Origin of the sequence: Myroides sp. C15-4, from assembly GCF_050522745.1 — a bacterium.
Taxonomy (GTDB): Bacteria; Bacteroidota; Bacteroidia; order Flavobacteriales; family Flavobacteriaceae; genus Flavobacterium.
Genome location: NZ_JBMVQX010000021.1, coordinates 12,454 through 33,288 on the forward strand (window position 1 = coordinate 12,454; position 20,835 = coordinate 33,288).

The window sequence follows — 20,835 nt, forward strand, 5'->3', positions numbered from 1 at the left end:
AGAATTGTTTATTTTTGTCTAAGTAAGTTTTAAAAATAAATTAAAAACAAGATCATGAGTGTTTTAGTAAATAAAGATTCAAAAATAATCGTTCAAGGATTTACTGGAAGCGAAGGTACTTTTCATGCTTCTCAGATGATTGAATATGGAACAAATGTTGTAGGTGGTGTAACGCCAGGAAAAGGTGGAACTAGTCATTTAGATCGTCCAGTATTCAATACTGTTTCAGAAGCAGTTGAAAAAGCTGGTGCAGATACGTCAATCATTTTTGTACCGCCTGCATTTGCTGCAGATGCTATTATGGAAGCTGCAGACGCTGGTATCAAAGTAATCATCTGTATTACAGAAGGTATTCCAGTTGCAGACATGATTAAAGCTTATGACTACATTAAAACAAGAGATTGTAGATTAGTAGGGCCAAACTGTCCAGGAGTAATCACTCCAGGTGAAGCTAAAGTTGGTATTATGCCAGGTTTCGTATTCAAAAAAGGAACTGTAGGGATTGTTTCTAAATCAGGTACTTTAACTTACGAAGCTGCTGACCAAGTAGTAAAAGAAGGTTTGGGAATTACTACAGCTATCGGTATTGGTGGAGATCCAATCATTGGAACAACAACAAAAGAAGCTGTACAGTTGTTAATGGCTGACCCAGAAACAGAAGCAATCATTATGATTGGTGAAATCGGTGGACAGTTAGAAGCTGATGCTGCAAGATGGATTAAAGAAAACGGAAACAAAAAACCTGTTATCGGATTCATCGCTGGAGAAACTGCACCTAAAGGAAGAACAATGGGACACGCTGGTGCTATTGTTGGTGGAGCAGATGATACAGCAGCGGCTAAGAAAAGAATCATGAGTGAGTGCGGAATTCACGTAGTTGATTCTCCTGCTGAAATCGGGAAAAAAGTAAAAGAAGTTTTAGGATAATAAAAAAGCTGTCTTTCGACAGCTTTTTTATTGGAGAGGGGAGAATAGAAATGGGAGATGGGTAAATCATCAGGATAGTTATTTCTCTTCTCCAATAAAAAAAGTCGGTCATTAATTTTAATGACCGACTTTTTTTATTGTATTCATTACACTGTAAACCGATTAACTGTAAACAAAATGGTTTTTTTGTTGGAGAGGGAAGAATAGAAATGGGAATGGGTAAATCGTCAGGATAGTCATTTATCTTCTCTCAATTTCCATCTCCCATCTCTCATTTCCATAAAAAAAAGCTGTCGAAAGACAGCTTTTTTTTATTATCTCAATTGAGCTCCAATATTGTTTTCCAACTGGTATTGAATTTTGCCCATGATCTTTTCAATTTGACTCTCAGTAAGCGTTTTCGTACTGTCTTCCATTAGAATTGAAATAGCGTATGATTTCTTGCCGTCTTCAATCTTATCTCCTTGGTAAACGTCGAATAAAGTAACGTCTTTAATGATGCTCTTATCCACTTGTTTGACCAAGTTAAAGATTTCGTCAAACGTAACTTTTTCATCCAATAGCAAAGCGTAATCTCTTTTTACTGTAGGGAATTTGTTCAAATCTGTGAACTTAATTTTACCACTTACAAGTTTTAAGATAGTGTCCCATTTGAAATCTGCATAAGCAACCTCCTGCTTGATGTCAAAATGCTTCGTTATGGCTTTTTTAAGTACACCAAAATCAACGATAGCCTCTTTGCCTACATAATAGGTGATTCCTTCTGAGAATACATCATTTTCTGTTGGTTGCGTCGTGAACTTAGCAAGACCTAAACGGTTTAGGATGCTTAGCACATACCCTTTGAATTCAAAGAAATCACTTGCTTTTTGTGTAGAGTTCCAAGAAGCTGGAGTATTGTTGCCTGTTACGAATAAAGCGAAGTGTTTGTCTTCTTCGAAGTTATTCAACATTTTGTGGTAGGTTTTTCCAAATTCAAACAAACGCAAGTCGCTGTTCTTTCTATTGATGTTATACGAGATAGACTCTAATCCACCAAATAGCAAAGATTGTCTCATAACAGATAAATCTACACTTAATGGGTTAACGATATCTACCTGGTAGCTGTTGTTGATGCTTTCTGTAAGATTGCTGTACGTTGGCGTTGTCAACGAGTTGTTCATGATCTCGTGGAATCCTTGAGCAACGAGTTGATTTGCAATGATATTCTGAACACGGTGATCTTCTGTTCTTGAGCTATTTGAAATGGTAGCATTCAATTTAGAAGAGAAGCTGATGTTGTTGTAGCCATACACGCGTAAGATTTCTTCAATCACGTCAATTTCTCTGGTTACATCTGCGCGGTAAGCAGGAACTGTGATTCCCAATCCAACATCTGACATACTGTGAACCTTGATATCTAAAGAAACGAGAATCGTTTTGATTGTTTCTTTTGAAATATCTTCACCGAGAATGCGGTTGATGTTGTTGAAATTCAAGAATACCGAATGATCTTCTACCTTTTTCGGGTATAAGTCTACAATATCAGAAGTAATTTCACCACCCGCAACACTTTGAATTAACAAAGCTGCATGTTTTAATGCATATTCTGTGATAGATGGATCAATTCCGCGTTCAAAACGGAAGGATGAGTCCGTATTTAAGCTGTGTCTTTTAGCCGTTTTTCTAACGCTAACTGGATTGAAGTACGCACTTTCTAAGAAAATAGTTGTTGTGTTTTCTGATACAGCTGATTTTAATCCGCCGAATACACCAGCAATACACATTGGTCCATTTTCATCACAGATCATTAAGTCATCTTGGTGTAAGGTACGTTCAACACCGTCCAAAGTAACAAATTTTGTTCCTTCAGCTACGGTTTTTACAATTACTTTGCTGCCTTTGATCTTTGCTGCATCAAAAGCATGTAGGGGTTGACCTAAATCGTGTAAAACGTAGTTTGTAACGTCTACAATGTTGTTTTTAGGCGTAATGCCGATTGCTTTTAAGCGATTTTGCAACCATTCAGGAGAAGCTTTAACTTCAATTCCAGAAAGGGTTACGCCGCAATAACGCGGTGCTTTTTTGTAATCTTCAACGCTTACATCCATTTTTAGCGTTCTTCTTTCCACTTTGAATTTACTTACAGCCGGTGTAATTAATTCTTTGTGTGGTGTTTCTATCGTTGGATTTTGCAATAGACCCGCACGCAAATCTCTAGCAACTCCCCAGTGGCTCATTGCATCCGAACGATTTGGTGTAAGTCCAATTTCAAAAACTTGATCTGTTGTAATATTGAAGATAGTCGCTGCTGCTGTTCCAGGAACAATAGCATCATCTAGTACTAGAATACCACTTCCGTCCGTTCCAATACCTAGCTCAACAGCAGAGCAAATCATACCGAAGCTTTCTTCGCCTCTGATTTTCCCTTTTTTAATTTGAAATGCATTTCCTTCGGCATCGTACAATTCTGTGCCAATTGTTGCAACTGGAACCTTTTGTCCAGCAGCTACGTTTGGAGCGCCACAAACAATTTGTACGGGTTCCCCTGTACCTAAATCGACTTTTGTAACATTTAATTTATCTGCATTGGGGTGTTTAGTGCAAGATAATACATGTCCTACAACAACTCCTCTTAAACCTCCTTTTAAGCTTTCGTATTGAGTAATTCCCTCAACTTCAAGACCTAAATCCGTTAAAACCTCTGAGGTTTCTTCTGGGGTGATGTCTAACTTAATGAATTGTTTTAACCAATTGTATGAAATATGCATTCGAAAATAATTTTGTTGTAGGCAAATATACGGATTGCCTGAGTTTAAGTGAAATAATTTTGTTGTTAATATTTAAAATTCCAAGTTTGTAAGATTATAAGAATTTTTTGCGAATTGACGCATCAGGAATCATGCATTGGTCTTTTTTTCCATACCATTTATAGCGATTTTTTGCGATAAAATCATAAAGTGAATCGGCTAATTTGGTTGGTAAAATAAGAAAAATGGATAGAAGGGAATACCAACCACCAAGGTATTTTGCTGTCATCAACGCTGCTTGAGATTTGATGTAATACGCTTCTCCAGGCTGGTACAAGACAATGCTGTCCGTTTGGGTTCGATCTACGCCTATTTGGTGTAGAATTTGTTGTCCAAGTTCGGAGTCTAACGAAGTAAAGCGAAATTGATCGCGATGATCCGCTGCAATGACGCGTTGAACGACATTGTCGCATAAGTTGCAAACACCGTCGAAAAGGATAATTTTCTTGTTTTTTGGGAGTTGTTCTATCATTTTTTGCGTTCTACCATTTCCAGTTGATCAATATTTACCTTTGATACAAAAAATCCATAATTGACCGTTGCTGTTTTCTTTTCTATACTGTCAATCGTTCCAACAGCGCGGCCTTCTGGCATGCGTACACGATCGCCAACTTTAAGTGGGAAATTCGTTTTGTTGCTCGCTTCTTGCTGCTTTTGGGTTTCTTTTTTCTCCTTTTTCTCCTTGCGAATTACTTCTACTTTTTTCTCCACTTCTTGTAGGAGAACCTTTTGTTCGGCTTCTTTTTTCTTTTTCTCTTGAAACGTTACTTTTTTGCGCTTGGAGTTTTCAATCTCAACAACTTTGAGGATTTCGCTAAAAAGCGTTTTCTTGCTTTTGTTGTTGAAGTACTTTTCTGATAGGTCGTCTAGCTTTTGTCCCAAGTAAACTAAACGCTGATTCGAATCGTATAATTCTTGATAGCGTTCTAATTTATCCTGTACTTTGGCATTGATTCCCTCTAATTTTTTACTCTCTTCTCTGGCTTTTGTCTCTTCTTCTTTTAGATTTTGAGAGGTGCGTTCCAGTTTGTGTCGTTCCTTTTGTAAATTGGCAATGGTCTTGTCAAAGCGCACTTTTTCTGTTTCAACCTTTTTCTTGGCTCGGTTGATCAAGCTAAAGGGAATTCCGTTTTTCTGGGCTACTTCAAAGGTGAATGAGCTACCCGCCTGACCAATATTCAACTTGTACAAGGGCTCCAGTGATTTCTCGTCAAAGAGCATGTTAGCATTGGTGGCAGAAGGCAACTGATCCGCTAAAATCTTCAGATTGGTGTAGTGTGTCGTAATGATCCCATATGCCTCTCTATCGTAAAATTCTTCTAAGAAAACCTCGGCTAGTGCACCTCCTAATTCGGGATCAGAACCTGTTCCAAATTCGTCTATTAAAAATAGGGTATTGGCATTGCATTTCTTTAGAAAGTAATTCATGTTTTTTAATCGGTAGCTGTAGGTGCTCAAGTGATTTTCAATAGATTGATTATCTCCGATATCCGTCAAAATACGGTCAAACAAAAAGGTGTGACTGCGTTCGTGTACGGGAATAAGTAATCCGGATTGTAGCATCAACTGAAGCAATCCAACGGTTTTTAAGGTGATACTCTTTCCTCCAGCATTCGGACCTGATATAACGATGATTCGGCTATCTTGCTCTAATTGAATGGTTTGTGGATGCGTAATCTTGCGTTTTTCCTTGTTGTTTAACCATAGGATTGGGTGGTAAGCCTCTCGGAAATACATTGTTTTCTCTTCGCGTATTTCAGGGAGTAAACCGTTGATTTTTAACGCATATTTTGCTTTTCCAGCTGTGATATCCAATAAAGTTAAGTACGTTGTATACTCCAATAGCAGATCTCTAAATGGGCGAATACTATTGGTTAATGCCTTTAAAATGCGCACGATTTCTTCGCGTTCTTCGTATTCTAAATTGTTTAATTCTCTTGAAAAATGCAAGGTAGCTTCAGGTTCAATATAAATAATACTTCCCGTTTTAGATTGGCCTAATACACTTCCTTTTACTTTGCGGCGGTGCATGGCAATAACCGCTAAAACACGGCGATTGTCTACAATAGTCTCTCGGATATCATCCAAATATCCCGCACTGTTGTATTGCGATAAAGCAAAGCCAAAACTCTGGTTGATCTTCCCGCGAACTAAATTGATGCTCTTGCGAATAGACAAGAGGTCTACCGAGGCATTGTCCTTGATTTCACCATACTTATCCAAGACATTTTCTATCTCTTTTAAGATGCTTTTTTCTAGTGTAAGTGCGGCATTGTCTTCTGATAGATGAGGGTAATAATCGCTAAACTTTTTAAAGTAAGCAATGAGGTTACTCGTGGTTTCTGTCAGGTTGTATATTTTTTTAAAGCTGCTGATTTCGAGAAAACTATCTTCGATCCCCAAAAATTTCAATTCGTAGTCAATAGCATCAAAATAGTGATTGGGGATAACGTTGTTATTTGTAAAAGAAGCTAAATATTCTGAGGTTTGTTTTAAGGCGTGTAAGGTCTGTTCCTTGGTTTTGAAAGGAACAATTTCCATTGCTTTATCTTTTCCGCTTTCTGTTACACAAAGGCTAGAAACGAAAGATAAAACGGTATTAAATTCTAAATCTTGTAAAGTTTTGTTGTTAATCGATGTCATGTGTTACAATGAGATTATCTAGCAAAAATACTACTTATTTATGTAAAAAAAGAAGGAACAAATAGAAAGAATGCGTTGATGTTTAAAGAGGTAGGTGGAACTAGAAATAGACTTGTTTTTTAGGGCAGCCAGTTTGTTCTTTTATTGGTGTGATTTTTTAGGTGAATTAGTCTTGGTGAAAAGAAAAGAAATAAAGGGTTTACTCAGAAAGATGTAACAGTTTTTATTCCGCTATAGGCGTAGTTTCGCATGATGCCGCTTTTGTTTTTTTAGTTGTAAAAATGGTGTTTTTTAAGACGGTATGATCAATATCAGTTCTTTTCTTTGTTAAAATTCGGTAATTTGCACTTGAATTAAAGCGAACAATACTTAACTTTAAAGAAAATAAGAATCTATGAAATATGTAACTGCTCAAGAAGCCGCAAAAGTTGTCCAATCAGGTGATCGAATATACGTCCACGCAGCAGCTGCAACGCCGAATATTTTAACTAAAGCAATTAGTGATCGCGCGAGTGAATTGCGCAATGTCGAATTTTGCCATATCCATACCGAAGGCGAAGCGCCTTATGCGGATCCCGCATTAGCAGCTAGTTTTCACGTAAATTCCTTTTTTATCGGTAAAAACGTACGCCATACCTTGGCGGCTGGAAACGGTTCTTATACTCCTGTTTTTTTAAGTGAAGTACCCCTTCTTTTTAGAAAAGGCGTGTTAAAAGTCGATGTGGTTTTGATTCAGGTTTCGCCCCCTGACGAACATGGATTCTGCTCCTTAGGTGTGTCTGTAGAAGCCTGTGTGGCTGCTATGGAACGCGCTCGTGTGGTCATTGCGCAAATTAATCCACAAATGCCGCGTACATTTGGAGATAGTGTATTGCATAGCTCAAAAATTAATTTAGCGGTGGATTGTGATTGCCCCATTTACGCATCAAAGGAGACGATAATTACGGAGAAAGAAGCTACGATAGGAAAGTTTGTAGCCAATCTAATTGAGGATGAGAGTACCTTGCAAATGGGAATTGGCTCTATTCCCAACGCTGTCTTAGCTCAATTGACTAGCCATAAGAATCTTGGTCTGCACACAGAAATGTTTTCCGATGGTGTGATAGACCTCATTAAAAGCGGAGTCATCGACTGTTCAAAAAAGAAAATAGCCAAGGGTAGGGCACTTGCAACCTTTCTCATTGGTTCGAAGAAGCTGTATGACTTTGTCGATAATAACCCTTTTATTGTATTGAAAGAGTCAAGTTATGTCAATGACACGGCAATTATTCGAAAAAATCCAAAAGTAGTAGCTATTAATTCGGCGATTGAGGTCGATTTGACGGGGCAAATTTGCGCGGATTCAATTGGACATAAGATGTATTCTGGAGTAGGAGGGCAAATGGATTTTGTACGAGGTGCCTCGCTTAGTGAAGGTGGAAAAGCTATTATCGCTTTATCGTCAACGAGTAACCAGGGACATAATCGGATTGTGCCTTTTTTACGCCAAGGTGCCGGTGTGGTAACAACACGCGCTCATGCGCAATACATCGTTACAGAGTATGGGGTAGCTGATTTATATGGAAAAACCCTCAAGCAAAGAGTTGCAGCGATGGCGGAAATTGCCCACCCTGATTTTAGAGAGGAAATTTTAAAAGCATATTTTGACAATTTAAAAGGCTAGTAGAGGCATTGGGCTATTCGCTAGTAGGCACATGATCACAATAACAAAGATGAGTAAAAAGGGGGGAATGACAATTCGCCCCTTTCTTTTAGTGCTACGTTGCAATTTTAACCTTTTATTTAAAAATAAGTTGATTTTTTGTGCAATAAAATCTAAAGAGAAGCTGTTTATAAAGGGTATAAATGGTTATATTTGACACTAAAATAAATAGAAAATCAATGCGTAGAATTAATAGGTTGGCTTGTGTAGCTGCACTAATGGGTAGTATGAGCCTTTATGCACAGCAAACAGTTGTATATACAGGACCTAATGCGACGTTTAATCAGGCAGTAGCCCTGTATAATGAACAAGAGTATTTGGCGGCCCAATTATTATTTGATAAGATTAAGAAAGAAAATACCTCCCAAAACAAAGAGATTGAAGCCGATTGTGCGTACTACATTGCCAATTGTGCTATCCGATTAGATCAGAGTGGAGCAGAAAATAAAATTGACGATTTTGTTGAGCATTATCCAACAAGCTCCAAACAAAATATCGCCTATATTGAGGCGACAGATTACTACTTTACGAGAGGACAATTTTCCAAAGCTGCACATTTTGCAACAAAGGTAAAGGATCAAGTGATTGAAACAGAGAAAGTAGCGGATCGTTTTTTCTTTGAAAAAGGATACAGTGCCTTTTACATGAAGAATAGAAAGGAAGCGAAAAAATATTTAGAAAAAGTAAGTCAAAAGGGAGAATGGGGGGAACAAGCTACCTATTATCTTGGGTATATTGCCTATGATACCGATAATTTTGACGATGCAAAAAAACTATTTGAAAAAGTAGAAACCAAAGAGAAGTACAAGGAAAAAATGGGATACTTCCAGGCGGATATGAATTTCAAAACGGGTAATTTTGAACAGGCGATTGTCGATGGTTTATCGCAAATCAACAAATCCAATCCACAAGAAAAATCAGAGTTAGCCAAGATTATTGGTGAGAGTTACTTCAACTTGAAACAGTATGATAAAGCCTTGCCTTACCTGTTGGAATACAAAGGAAAAAACGGCAAGTGGAATAATACGGATTACTACCAATTGGGGTATGCGTATTACAAATCCAAAGACTATGACAAGGCAATTGAGCAATTTAATAAAATTATCGATGGTGATAATTCTATTGCACAGAATGCTTACTATCACTTAGGAGAAAGTTATTTACATACCCATAAAAAAACACAAGCTTTAAATGCATTTAAAAATGCGTCAGAGATGCGTTTTGATGCTAGCATTCAAGAAGATGCTTACTTAAATTATGGAAAACTGAGTTATGATATTGGAAATGCTTATCAAAGTGCTCCAAAAGTAATCAGTGGATTCATTGAGAAATATCCAACATCACCTTACCGCGAGGAGATGGAAGGCTTGCTAATTGATTCTTATATTACAGCCAAAAACTTTAAAGAAGCCTTGGTATTGTTGGAGAAAAATAAAACAACAGCCAATAAAGAAGCTTATCAAAAAGTGACGTTTTATCGCGGACAAGAATTAGTTGTCGAGGGGAATTACGAACAAGCAGCAGCGATGTTTTCGAAATCGTTGCTAGAGCGTCAAGATGGCTTGTTTACAGCCCGTGCTTACTACTGGCAAGCAGAATCGAACTATGCAATGAATAAATTTACCGAAGCGATTTCTTCTTATGTAAGTTTCTTGGGTAGTCCACAAGCTAAAAATACAGCAGAGTATAAACATGTCAATTACGGTTTGGGATACACGTATTTCAAACAAAAAGACTACGCTAACGCGGCCAAGCAATTTCAAAGTTTTGTAGCTACAGCCCCAAAAGATGAAGCAAGGCGCATTGATGCTTACCTTCGTTTGGGAGACAGCCAATTTGTAGAGGGAAGCTATTGGCCAGCGATGGAGGCGTACAACAAAGTTATTGAAGCAAATAAAGCAGATGTCGAATATGCGCGTTTTCAAAAAGCATTGGCTTATGGATTTGTTGATCGCTTGCAGAAAAAAGCAGATGATTTAATTGCTTTTACTAAAGATTATCCTAAATCAGGGTTGACGGACAATGCGTTATACGAATTGGGAATGACCTATGTAGTGATGCAACAACCTCAAAAAGCAACGCCAGTTTTTGATCAATTATTAACGAATTATCCAAAGAGCACTTATGCGTCTAAAGCCTTATTGCGCCAAGGGTTGATTCACTATAATGGCAACCGTTCGGATGAAGCGTTGACCAAGTTTAAGGCTGTAGTAGCAAACTATCCTAGTAGTGCAGAGGCGATTGAAGCAGTGCAAAATGCACGTCTTATTTATGTAGACCAAGGAAAAGTAGAAGAATATGGAACGTGGGTAAAAGGCTTGTCTTTTGTTAGCGTAAGTGATTTAGAGCTTGATAAAGACAGCTATGAATCAGCAGAAAAACAATACATACAAAATAATACAACAGCAGCAATAGCAGGGTTTGAAAAGTATTTAGCGACGTATCCAAAAGGAGTAAAAGCATTGCATGCACATTTTTATTTGGGACAGTTGTACTTTGCTTCAAACAATTTCAAAAAGGCACAACCACAATATTTAGCAGTAGTGGAGGGTAGCAAGAACGAATATGTTGAGGTGAGTTTGTCGCGTTTATCGGAAATCGCATTGAAGGAAAAGAATACAGATCAAGCTTTATTGATGTTGAGTCGATTAGAAACAGAGGCTACTCAAGAGCAAAATATCGTATTTGCTAAGTCGAATTTGATGAAATTGTATTATCAGGAAGGGGATTATACCAATGCGTTAAGCTATGCAGAGCAAGTATTGAAGTTGACTAAAATTGACGATAAGGTTAAGAGTGATGCTCAAATTATTATTGCGCGTACAGCTTTTGCTAATAAGCAATACGATAAGGCTAAAATAGGCTATGCCGAAGTGGCGAAAATTGCCAAAGGCGAAGTAGCGGCAGAGGCGTTGTATTACGATGCTTATTTCAAGCGTATGGACAATAAATTTGAAGCTTCGAACGAGAGTGTTCAAAAATTAGCAAAAGATTATTCAGCTTACAAGTATTATGGAGCGAAGGGATTGGTGTTAATGGCTAAAAACTTCTACAGTTTACAAGATGCTTACCAAGCAACGTACATCTTAGACAGTGTAATTAAGAATTTTGGTGATTTTTCGGATGTGGTGGCAGAAGCTCAGCAAGAGTTGAATACCATTAAAGCACAAGAAGCAAAAAGCAATTCATCTGTTGTACAATAAGGTTTAATCGAATTAGAACGTAATTATGAAGAAGATCAAAATATTAACCGTTGTATCCAGTGTTTTGTTTGTTGGTACGGCGGTAGCCCAAGATAAAAATAAAAGTGATTTAGGAACAGAAGTTGTCGATGTTGTGAGACGCTATGATGCGACTGTTTCAGAGGCATTCAAAGTGAGAGAAATGCCTAATTTAGACGAGGAAGTCAAGAGTAAAAAGAAAGAAGTAGTCTATACGATTACTTCCTTTCCTGTAGCTTCAACTTTTGTTCCTGCAAAAGGGGAAGCAGCAAAAGTGGAAGCCAAACGCAATTTAGAGCGCTTTGATAATTACGCTTTATTTGCTGTGGGAAATTATACGAATGTCAATGGGGAGTTATTTGTCAGCGGTCAAGTGGATCCCGATAGTTATATTGCGGGATTTGCTCGTCACTTTTCTTCTCAAGGAGGAATAAAAAACCTACTGTTAGATGATGATTTCTCAAAAACAACTGCTGGAATTAATTTCTCAGGTCAAAAGAAAAAAATTGGATGGAATACTGAAGTAGGCGGGTCGTATCAAACCTTAAACTGGTATGGTTTGCCTCAAGAGGAATTGGAAGTAGAAATTCCAAAAACTACAGTAGCTAGTATCAATTCAAAACAGAAGTATAAATCGTTTTACGTGGATGGTTCTGTGACTTTTGAGGATTTGCCAATTAAAGGAGCGGATATTTACTTCAATACTTTTAGCGATGACTTTAGTCGCGCTGAAAATCATTTTGTATTTAAGCCGAGAATTGAAACTGCTTTCGCAGAAGGCTTTTTTGGTAAGCTAGGTTTAACGGTGGATTATGTTAGCTCAAAATACAAAAGACAAGACTTCTTGAGCCATTCTTATCTGCCGAATTATGATAACGATGAGATTATCACGTATAAAGGAACGGATGAGCATTTCAATTTTGGAGCAGAACCGAGTGTTGTATTGCAAGGAGAAGATTACTTCCTTCAATTGGGAGTAGGGTTGTACTACAACAATGGTAAGGTTGGTGGAACATCAGAAAATAATTTCTACTTCTATCCACAGGTGAAAGCATCGTATAATTTGGTGCCGAATCTCGTGATTGCTTATGCGGGAATTGATGGGCGTTTAACGCAAAATACATTCAAAGATTTTGTCGATCAGAATCCATTTGTATCGCCAGAAGCAGGTATACTACCTACAGATAAATCCTATGATTTCTATGTGGGGATGAAAGGAAAGTTAGATCATACCATTTCCTATAATGTTAAAGCTTCTTATTTGAAAGAAAATGATAAAGCTTTATTCGTTTCCACCCCGTATTCATCTAATGTAAATCGATTGAATTACTTGTATGGTAACGCGATGGATGTAGCTTATGCGGAGGTTGAAACGTTGAATATTTTCGGAGAATTGCGTTTTGATTTAGATAATACGGTGCTTTTGGGTATTCGTGGAGAATACAATCACTACGATTCTAATACAAGAGAAGCATGGGGATTACCTTCAATAAAGATTGGAGCAGATGCATTGATTAATTTTACAGAACAATGGTTTGCAGGAATGGATTTACAATACATTGGAGAGCGCAAAGATTTGTTGGTGAACCAAGATTATAAGCATACTGCAGCCATTGGACCCATTGAGACAACAAAAACGCTAGACGGATTTGCCGATCTAAGCTTGAAGGTAGGTTATAGACCTACGAAAAATTGGACTGTATTTTTGAAAGGAAATAATCTACTGGATCAAAAGTACAATCAATGGGGAAGCTTCAGATCGCAAGGTGTGCAGATAATGGGAGGGGCTATTTATAAATTCGATTTTTGAGAATAATTACAACTTAATTATTGTTAAAAATCGCCTTTTTTTAGTTTAAAGCAGTTTTATTCCTGCGTTTTAATTTTTTTTGATTGTTTATTGGACTATTTTTGTGACTCAAACAACAAAAACGGATCCTATAAGGTACTTAAGAAATTAAAAATGACACTAAAACAAGAACTAAAGGCTACATTTTTACAGCGCTTAGATGATAAAATAGACGCACTTCGCGGTATTGTAGAAGATTTAGCGGAGGATGCTCAAACCGACGCGAAAAGTTCTGCAGGAGATAAGCATGAAACGGCTTTGTCTATGATGCATTTGGAGCAAGAAAACATAGCGAAGAAGATTAAAGAAAGCCTTGATTTAAGAGAGGTGGTTAAGCGAATTGATGAAAACAGGAATTCTGATACTGTTGAATTTGGAAGCGTTGTGAAAGTCAATACGGTTTATTTGTTTTTGGCAGCAGCTTTACCAAAAGTTACAGTGGATGATCGATCTGTGTTAGGTGTATCTATGGATGCTCCTATAGCAAAAGCGCTTTTAGGACGTAAATTGCACGATTCTTTTTCTTTTAATAATTGTGATTTTACAGTTAATTTTTTAGAATAGAGAACGGATAATCAAGATAGATAAACAGGTGTAAACGAAAGTTTATACCTGTTTTTTTTGTGTTAAAAAAAATTAAAATAAAAGCGTTCCATTTTTGTGAAAAGACAGATTTATATTGTAATTTGAAATTCTTCTTTCACCTGTTAGAAATGTTTAAATTAAATGGTAAAAACAGGCAGAATAGGAGCGGAGAAGTTGATAAATTGTTTTAAAAAAGCTATATTTGTACGTTACTTATTTTAGAAAATTATTATGAGCCAAGAAGTAAATAAGGGAAATTATTCAGCCGATAGTATTCAGGCACTAGAAGGAATGGAGCACGTAAGAATGCGTCCTTCCATGTATATTGGAGATGTAGGAGTGCGTGGATTACACCACCTTGTATATGAAGTAGTAGATAACTCTATTGATGAGGCATTAGCGGGTCATTGTGATACGATTAATGTAATTATTAATGAGGATAATTCGATTTCTGTTGAAGATAACGGTCGTGGTATTCCAGTTGATATGCACAAAAAAGAAGGGGTATCAGCTTTAGAGGTAGTAATGACCAAAATTGGAGCAGGTGGAAAGTTCGATAAAGATTCATACAAAGTTTCAGGAGGATTACACGGAGTAGGTGTATCGTGTGTGAATGCGTTATCTGATTTGTTGAGAGCAACAGTGTATCGCGATGGGAAAATCTACGAACAAGAGTATTCAAAAGGTAAAGCTTTATTTCCAGTAAAAGTTATTGGTGAAACGGATAAAAGAGGGACAACAGTTATGTTTAAACCCGATCCGACAATCTTTACACAAACCTTAGAGTATTCGTATGATACCTTAGCGTCTCGTTTGCGTGAATTGGCGTTCTTGAACAAAGGATTGACTATCACCCTTACAGATACCCGTGAGGTAGATGAAAAAGGAGAGGTGAAAAGCGAAGTGTTCTTCTCTAAGGAAGGACTGAAAGAGTTTATCAAGTTTTTAGACGGGAACCGTACGCCAATTATCAACGAAGTGATTTGGATGGAGTCGGATAAAGGCGATGTACCTGTTGAAGTGGCTTTAGTTTATAATGACACCTATTCTGAAAATATTTATTCGTACGTAAATAATATTAATACACACGAAGGAGGAACGCATTTACAAGGTTTCCGTATGGGATTAACCCGTACGTTGAAAAAATATGCAGATGCTTCTGGGCTGTTGGATAAATTGAAATTCGAAATTAGTGGGGATGACTTCCGTGAAGGGTTAACTGCGATTATCTCAGTAAAAGTAATGGAACCTCAGTTTGAAGGACAAACGAAAACAAAATTGGGAAATAGAGAAGTGGTCTCTCCAGTGAGTCAAGCGGTAGCGGAGATGTTGGAGAACTACTTAGAAGAAAATCCAAATGATGCTAAAATTATCGTTCAAAAAGTAATTTTAGCTGCACAAGCTAGACATGCAGCGAAGAAAGCGCGTGAAATGGTACAGCGCAAAACGGTAATGACTGGAGGAGGTCTTCCTGGAAAATTATCAGATTGTTCGGAACAAGATCCAACAAAATGTGAGGTATTCCTAGTGGAGGGTGACTCGGCAGGTGGAACTGCCAAACAAGGTCGTGACCGAAACTTTCAAGCTATCCTTCCTTTGCGAGGGAAAATTTTGAACGTGGAAAAAGCAATGGGACATAAAGTATTTGAGAGTGAAGAAATTAAAAATATCTTCACTGCTTTAGGGGTAACTATTGGAACTGAAGAAGACAGTAAAGCCTTGAACCTGGAGAAACTGCGTTACCACAAAGTAGTGATCATGTGTGATGCCGACGTGGACGGTAGCCACATTGCAACGCTTATTTTGACTTTCTTCTTCCGCTATATGAGAGGATTAATTGAAAATGGACATGTGTTCATTGCGACACCTCCTTTGTATATGGTGAAAAAAGGACAACGCAAAGTGTACGCTTGGAGTGATGAAGAGCGTATCGATTTAATGGAAGAAATGGGGAATGGATCAAGTGTACAACGATACAAAGGTCTTGGAGAGATGAACGCAGAACAATTGTGGGAAACAACCATGAATCCAGAACACCGTATCTTACGTCAAGTGAGAATTGATGATTTAAAAGAAGCAGATTTAGTTTTCTCAATGCTAATGGGGGATGAAGTTCCACCGCGTAGAGAATTTATTGAGAAGAACGCAACCTATGCGAAAATCGACGCTTAATTGAAAATATCTAATAGAAAAGGTCAAGCCTCTTGCATTGACCTTTTTTTGTTTAACGTAAACTTTAAAGCCATTTAATTATGAAAGTATCTGTAATTGGAGCAGGTAACGTTGGTGCAACATGCGCTGAAGTTATCGCATTTAGGCAAATCGCTAGTGAAGTAGTCCTAGTAGATATTACTGAAGGATTAGCTGAAGGTAAAGCGATGGATATCATGCAATGTGCTGCAAATTCGGGTTTTGATACCGTTGTAAAAGGGGTAACAAAACAGTATGCGCGTACAGTAAACAGTGATGTAGTTGTGATTACTTCTGGGATTCCCAGAAAACCGGGGATGACTCGCGAAGAATTAATTGGAACGAATACAGCTATTGTAAAGAGCGTCATGGAAAATGCTTTAACAGTTTCTCCAAACGCTATCTTTGTAATTGTGACTAATCCTATGGACACAATGGCCTTGGCAGCCCTGAAGATTTCGGGATTGCCAAAGAATAGAATTATCGGAATGGGAGGAGCATTAGACTCTGCGCGTTTTAAGTATTTCTTGAGCCAAAAGCTTGACAAACCAGTTGCAGATATTGAAGGAATGGTTATAGGAGGCCATGGTGATACCACCATGATCCCCTTGATTCGTTTGGCTACCTATAAGGGAATTCCTGTAACGCAATTGTTGTCTGTCGAAGATCAACAAGAAGTGGTGAAGCAAACTATGGTTGGTGGAGCAACTTTGACAAAACTATTGGGAACTTCCGCTTGGTACGCGCCTGGCGCAGCTGTGGCACAATTAGTGGATAGTATTTTACACGACAGAAAAAAACTAATCCCTTGTTCTACGCTGTTAGAAGGAGAGTATGGGGAACAAAACATCTTTATCGGTGTTCCGTGTATCATCGGGAAAAACGGAATCGAAGAAATTGTCGATATCGCTTTAAATAAAGAAGAAAAAGAAGAATTTAGTAAGAGTGCGGAAGCTATAAAAGAGGTAAATAAAGAACTTCATAACATACTTTCATAAAATTATTATAAGACGTCGGGCAAATAGAAGGTAAAATCCTCGTTTTTTTAGCGATAAACTTGCCAAAAGAATTGGTTAATCTAGCATCATATTTTATATTTGCTCGTTTTAAAAAAATAATTAATTAATTTTTAGTAATAATGCAAAACAAGGGACTTGTTAAATTTTTTGCAATAATTTTTGCTCTGGTAAGTATCTACCAGTTGTCTTTCACCTTTGTTACAGGCCATTATGAGGACAAAGCGAAAGCTTTTGCTAACGGAGATTCTGAGAAAGAATTACAGTATTTAGACTCAATTGGCAATCAAACAGTTTTTTTAGGACAGACATTTAATGAAGTAAGAGCTAAACAAATCAACAAAGGATTGGATTTAGAGGGAGGAATTAACGTAACGTTACAAATCTCGATCAAAGACATCTTGAAAGGTTTAGCAAATAATTCTAAAAATGCTGTTTTTAACAAAGCATTAGCAGAGGCTGAGGCAATGAGACAAGGTAATCAAAGTTACCTTGATGCGTTTTATACTGCATTCGAAAAAGAATCAAAAGGCAGTGTGAAATTAGCTTCGGGAGATATTTTTGCAAACAGAAATTTAAGTGAGATTACAGTAGGAATGTCAGATAACCAAGTAAAGGCTATCTTAGACAAAAAAGTAAAAGAATCTATTGAGAGTGCGTACCGCGTATTCAGAGAGCGTATTGACAAATTTGGTGTGTCACAGCCCAATATTCAAATGCTTGGTGATACAGGACGTATTTTGGTTGAATTGCCTGGTGCAAAAGATGTAGATCGTATCAAGAATCTTTTACAAAGTACTGCTCAATTAGAGTTTTGGGAAACGTATAAAGTAGAAGAAATCGGTAATTATTTAGCATCTGCAAATGAGTACCTGAAATCAACTGAAAAAGCGGCTAAACCTGAAACAAAAGAAATCGAACAAGCTCAAGATTCAACAAAAACTGATGTTGATGCATTATTAGGTGGAATTAAAGCAGACGATACAGAAGCCCAATTACAAGACTTAGGTCCATTATTCAGCTTATTTGTTGGAGGTGGACAACAAGGAAGTCCTATTTTAGGTTATGTTCAAACGAAAGATACAGTAAAGGTAAATGCGTTATTGAAACGTCAAGACGTAAGAAACTTATTACCTGCTGATCAAAAATACGCGCGTTTTGTTTGGGGTAAACCAAGTAAAAAAGCACCAGACATCGTAGAGATGTACGCGTTAAAAACAAACCGAGAAGGAGTTCCTCCTTTAAGTGGAAGTGTGGTAACAGGTGCGCAAGACGAGTATGATAACTTCGGTCGTCCAGTTGTTGGAATGACCATGAGTCCAAAAGGAGCTAAAATCTGGGAAGAATTAACAGGAAAAGCATTTACAGAGCGTTCGAATATCGCTATTGTATTAGACAATGTTGTGTATTCTGCTCCAGGGGTTACCAATGGACCAATTTCAGGTGGTAGATCATCAATCTCTGGTGATTTTACTGTAGCTGATGCAAAAGACTTAGCTAATATTTTACGTGCAGGTAAATTACCAGCAGGTGCGGATATCGTACAATCAGAAATCGTAGGACCATCATTAGGACAACAAGCAATCGATGCAGGTATGTTATCTGCAATCGCTGGTTTAATCGTTGTTTGGTTATGGATGGCTTTCTACTACGGAAGAGCAGGTTGGTATGCAAACATTGCTTTATTAGCCAACTTATTATTCATGTTTGGTATCTTAGCTAGCTTAGGTGCTGTATTGACACTACCTGGTATTGCGGGTATTGTGTTGACTATGGGGACGGCTGTGGATGCTAACATTATTATCTCCGAACGAGCCAAAGAGTGTTTGCGAAAGGGAATGAGCCTTGCCGATACAATCAAAGAATCGTATAGCTGGCACGGTGCTATGCGCCCAATCGTAGATGCTAACGTAACGCACATCCTAACAGGGGTTATCTTATTCGCTTTCGGATCAGGACCTATCAAAGGATTCGCAACTACGTTATTAATTGGTATCGCTACGTCTTTGTTTACTTCTATCTTCATCGCTCGTATCTTTATGGATAGAGACGTGAAAGCAGGAAGAACTTTGATGTTCGCTACGAATATTACGAAAAACTGGTTTACAGGCTTCAATTTCGATTTCTTGAAAATGAAGAAAGCAACGTATGGTTTATCTGCTGTAATTGTTGTTGTTTCTTTTGCTTCATTCTTTATCAACGGATTCGATGAAGGAACAGATTTCGTTGGAGGTAGAACGTTTCAAGTGAAATTTGATAAAGAAGTTTCAGCGAATGACGTAAGTGAAAAATTAGGTGAAGTATTCGGCGTAAGCGTAGAAGCAAAAGTTTTTGGTAATAAAGAACAATTGAAAATTACGACGAAATATAAAGTAGAAGAAGAAGGTGCCGCAGTTGACCAAGAAGTAAACGAATTGTTATACAAAGGATTGAAACCGTACTACGCGAAAGATATCACATACCAAGAATTCGTTAATGCAACAGAAGGAAAAGTATATGGAGTGATTCAAGCTTCTAAAATTGGACCAAGTGTTGCGAAAGACGTAAAACAAAATGCGTATTGGGCTGTTTTAGGTTCAATGGCTGCTATCTTTATTTACTTAGTGATTTCATTCCGCAAATGGCAATACTCTTTAGGTGCTATCGTTTCGGTTGCACACGACGTAATCTTTGTATTGGGAGTGTACTCATTAACATACAAATTTATGCCTTGGCACATGGAAATCGATCAACACTTTATTGCGGCTATTCTTACCGTAATTGGGTACTCGATGAACGATACCGTAATTGTATTTGACCGTGTGCGTGAGTTTATCGCTGGTAAAACAAAAGGAGATTTTAATAAGATCGTAAACGATTCAGTAAATACAACCTTATCAAGAACAATCAATACATCGTTAACTTTAATCTTTGTATTGTTAATCATGTTCATCTTTGGTGGAGATTCAATCCGCGGATTTATCTTCGCTATGTTAATTGGTATTATTGTAGGTACATACTCTTCATTATTCTTAGCTACACCTGTATTAGTTGATACAATGCCTAGAAAAGATAAAGAAGAAATCGAAAGATTACACCGTGAAGCGCAAGAAGAAGAACTTGCAGGCGAACAAGTCTAATTCACGTGGATCATACACAAAAACAAAAAGAGGAAGTAGTTCAACTACTTCCTCTTTTTGTTTGTCTTACTTTTTGTTTTTTTAGTTACTTTGGAAGAAATCATTAAAGTCGAGCAATGCTTACAGTTGAAATGGTCGCTTTAGAGGAAAAACAGGTGTTGCGTAATTTGATGCAATGGTGTAAATAGGACTTTACGGCATTTGATGTAGAAGATGGGGATGTCATGGGGTTGTATGCTTATCCTTACTTCGATTATTATTTCGTTGAACCTGATCGCTATGCGTATTTTATCAAAATAAAGGGTGTTTTAGCGGCTTTCGCTTTAGTTCGATGTAGTTTGTTAGTCCAAACAAAAGAACCCGTTTGGGAGCTTGTAGCATACTTTATACTGAAAAAATATAGAAGAACCGGAATAGGAAGCCAAACAGCAAGGGAAATTTGGTCCAAACACTTGGGGAAATGGTAGATTGGAGTTATGGCGAATAATACGCCTGCTTTAGTTTTTTGGCGTAAAATAGCCATTCCCTATATCCCTCATTACCTTGAATTAGAAGAACAGGATTAGGATGGAATAATTTTGGTTTTAGACGCAAAAAATAATAAAATTGTATAAGACGCAGATTTTTATGTTTTTAAGTTGGAATTTCCAGGCTTGACTTAACTTAAAATTAAGGCTTTAACGCCCTGTTTATAAGGGAATGCAAAAAAAATGCGTTAAGTATTTTAAAATTTTGTATTTTTGATACACGAAAAAGAAAATCGACGTATTAGAAAAGAAATAATCTAGGAAGTC

General features: G+C 37.5%; 12 protein-coding genes. 9 read left to right on the forward strand and 3 right to left on the reverse strand.

The window, feature by feature from the left end:
- Window positions 1-54: 54 nt before the first annotated feature.
- The gene (sucD, locus tag ACPDHL_RS10335; RefSeq protein ID WP_182626696.1) at window positions 55-927 is read left to right on the forward strand and encodes a succinate--CoA ligase subunit alpha; all 873 of its coding nucleotides are present in this window, start codon (window positions 55-57) and stop codon (window positions 925-927) included.
- Window positions 928-1,241: 314 nt separating this feature from the next.
- Here the strand turns inward: sucD and pheT are convergent, their stop codons facing one another.
- From pheT to ACPDHL_RS10350, 3 genes are all read right to left on the reverse strand, one after another.
- Window positions 1,242-3,677: a phenylalanine--tRNA ligase subunit beta gene (pheT, locus tag ACPDHL_RS10340; RefSeq protein ID WP_430532690.1), complete on the reverse strand. Its 2,436-nt coding sequence runs from the start codon at window positions 3,675-3,677 to the stop codon at window positions 1,242-1,244.
- A 94-nt stretch (window positions 3,678-3,771) separates the two neighbouring features.
- Complete coding sequence (locus ACPDHL_RS10345) at window positions 3,772-4,188, reverse strand: thiol-disulfide oxidoreductase DCC family protein (protein WP_430532691.1); 417 nt, start codon at window positions 4,186-4,188, stop codon at window positions 3,772-3,774.
- Complete coding sequence (locus ACPDHL_RS10350; protein WP_430532692.1) at window positions 4,185-6,359, reverse strand: endonuclease MutS2; 2,175 nt, start codon at window positions 6,357-6,359, stop codon at window positions 4,185-4,187. Before ACPDHL_RS10350 ends, ACPDHL_RS10345 begins: the two co-directional genes overlap by 4 nt.
- A gap of 394 nt (window positions 6,360-6,753) precedes the next feature.
- Here ACPDHL_RS10350 and ACPDHL_RS10355 point away from each other — a divergent pair, with 394 nt between their 5' ends.
- The 8 genes from ACPDHL_RS10355 (at window position 6,754) to ACPDHL_RS10390 (ending at window position 20,508) form a co-directional block, all read left to right on the forward strand.
- Window positions 6,754-8,022, forward strand: coding sequence for an acetyl-CoA hydrolase/transferase family protein (locus ACPDHL_RS10355; protein WP_430532693.1), 1,269 nt, complete (start codon window positions 6,754-6,756; stop codon window positions 8,020-8,022).
- Between the two features lie 218 nt (window positions 8,023-8,240).
- On the forward strand, window positions 8,241-11,264 hold the full coding sequence (locus ACPDHL_RS10360) for a tetratricopeptide repeat protein (protein ID WP_430532694.1): 3,024 nt from the start codon (window positions 8,241-8,243) through the stop codon (window positions 11,262-11,264).
- Window positions 11,265-11,289: 25 nt separating this feature from the next.
- The gene (locus ACPDHL_RS10365; RefSeq protein WP_430532695.1) at window positions 11,290-13,092 is read left to right on the forward strand and encodes a TonB-dependent receptor; all 1,803 of its coding nucleotides are present in this window, start codon (window positions 11,290-11,292) and stop codon (window positions 13,090-13,092) included.
- A gap of 153 nt (window positions 13,093-13,245) precedes the next feature.
- On the forward strand, window positions 13,246-13,695 hold the full coding sequence (locus ACPDHL_RS10370) for a hypothetical protein (protein WP_430532696.1): 450 nt from the start codon (window positions 13,246-13,248) through the stop codon (window positions 13,693-13,695).
- 252 nt (window positions 13,696-13,947) lie between these two features.
- Window positions 13,948-15,888 (forward strand): DNA topoisomerase (ATP-hydrolyzing) subunit B, encoded by a 1,941-nt coding sequence (gene gyrB, locus ACPDHL_RS10375; RefSeq protein ID WP_430532697.1) that lies wholly within the window; start codon window positions 13,948-13,950, stop codon window positions 15,886-15,888.
- 80 nt (window positions 15,889-15,968) lie between these two features.
- Window positions 15,969-16,904: a malate dehydrogenase gene (locus ACPDHL_RS10380; protein WP_430532698.1), complete on the forward strand. Its 936-nt coding sequence runs from the start codon at window positions 15,969-15,971 to the stop codon at window positions 16,902-16,904.
- 140 nt (window positions 16,905-17,044) lie between these two features.
- The gene (gene secDF, locus ACPDHL_RS10385) at window positions 17,045-20,041 is read left to right on the forward strand and encodes a protein translocase subunit SecDF (protein WP_430532699.1); all 2,997 of its coding nucleotides are present in this window, start codon (window positions 17,045-17,047) and stop codon (window positions 20,039-20,041) included.
- A 224-nt stretch (window positions 20,042-20,265) separates the two neighbouring features.
- Complete coding sequence (locus ACPDHL_RS10390; protein ID WP_430532700.1) at window positions 20,266-20,508, forward strand: GNAT family N-acetyltransferase; 243 nt, start codon at window positions 20,266-20,268, stop codon at window positions 20,506-20,508.
- Window positions 20,509-20,835: the final 327 nt, after the last annotated feature.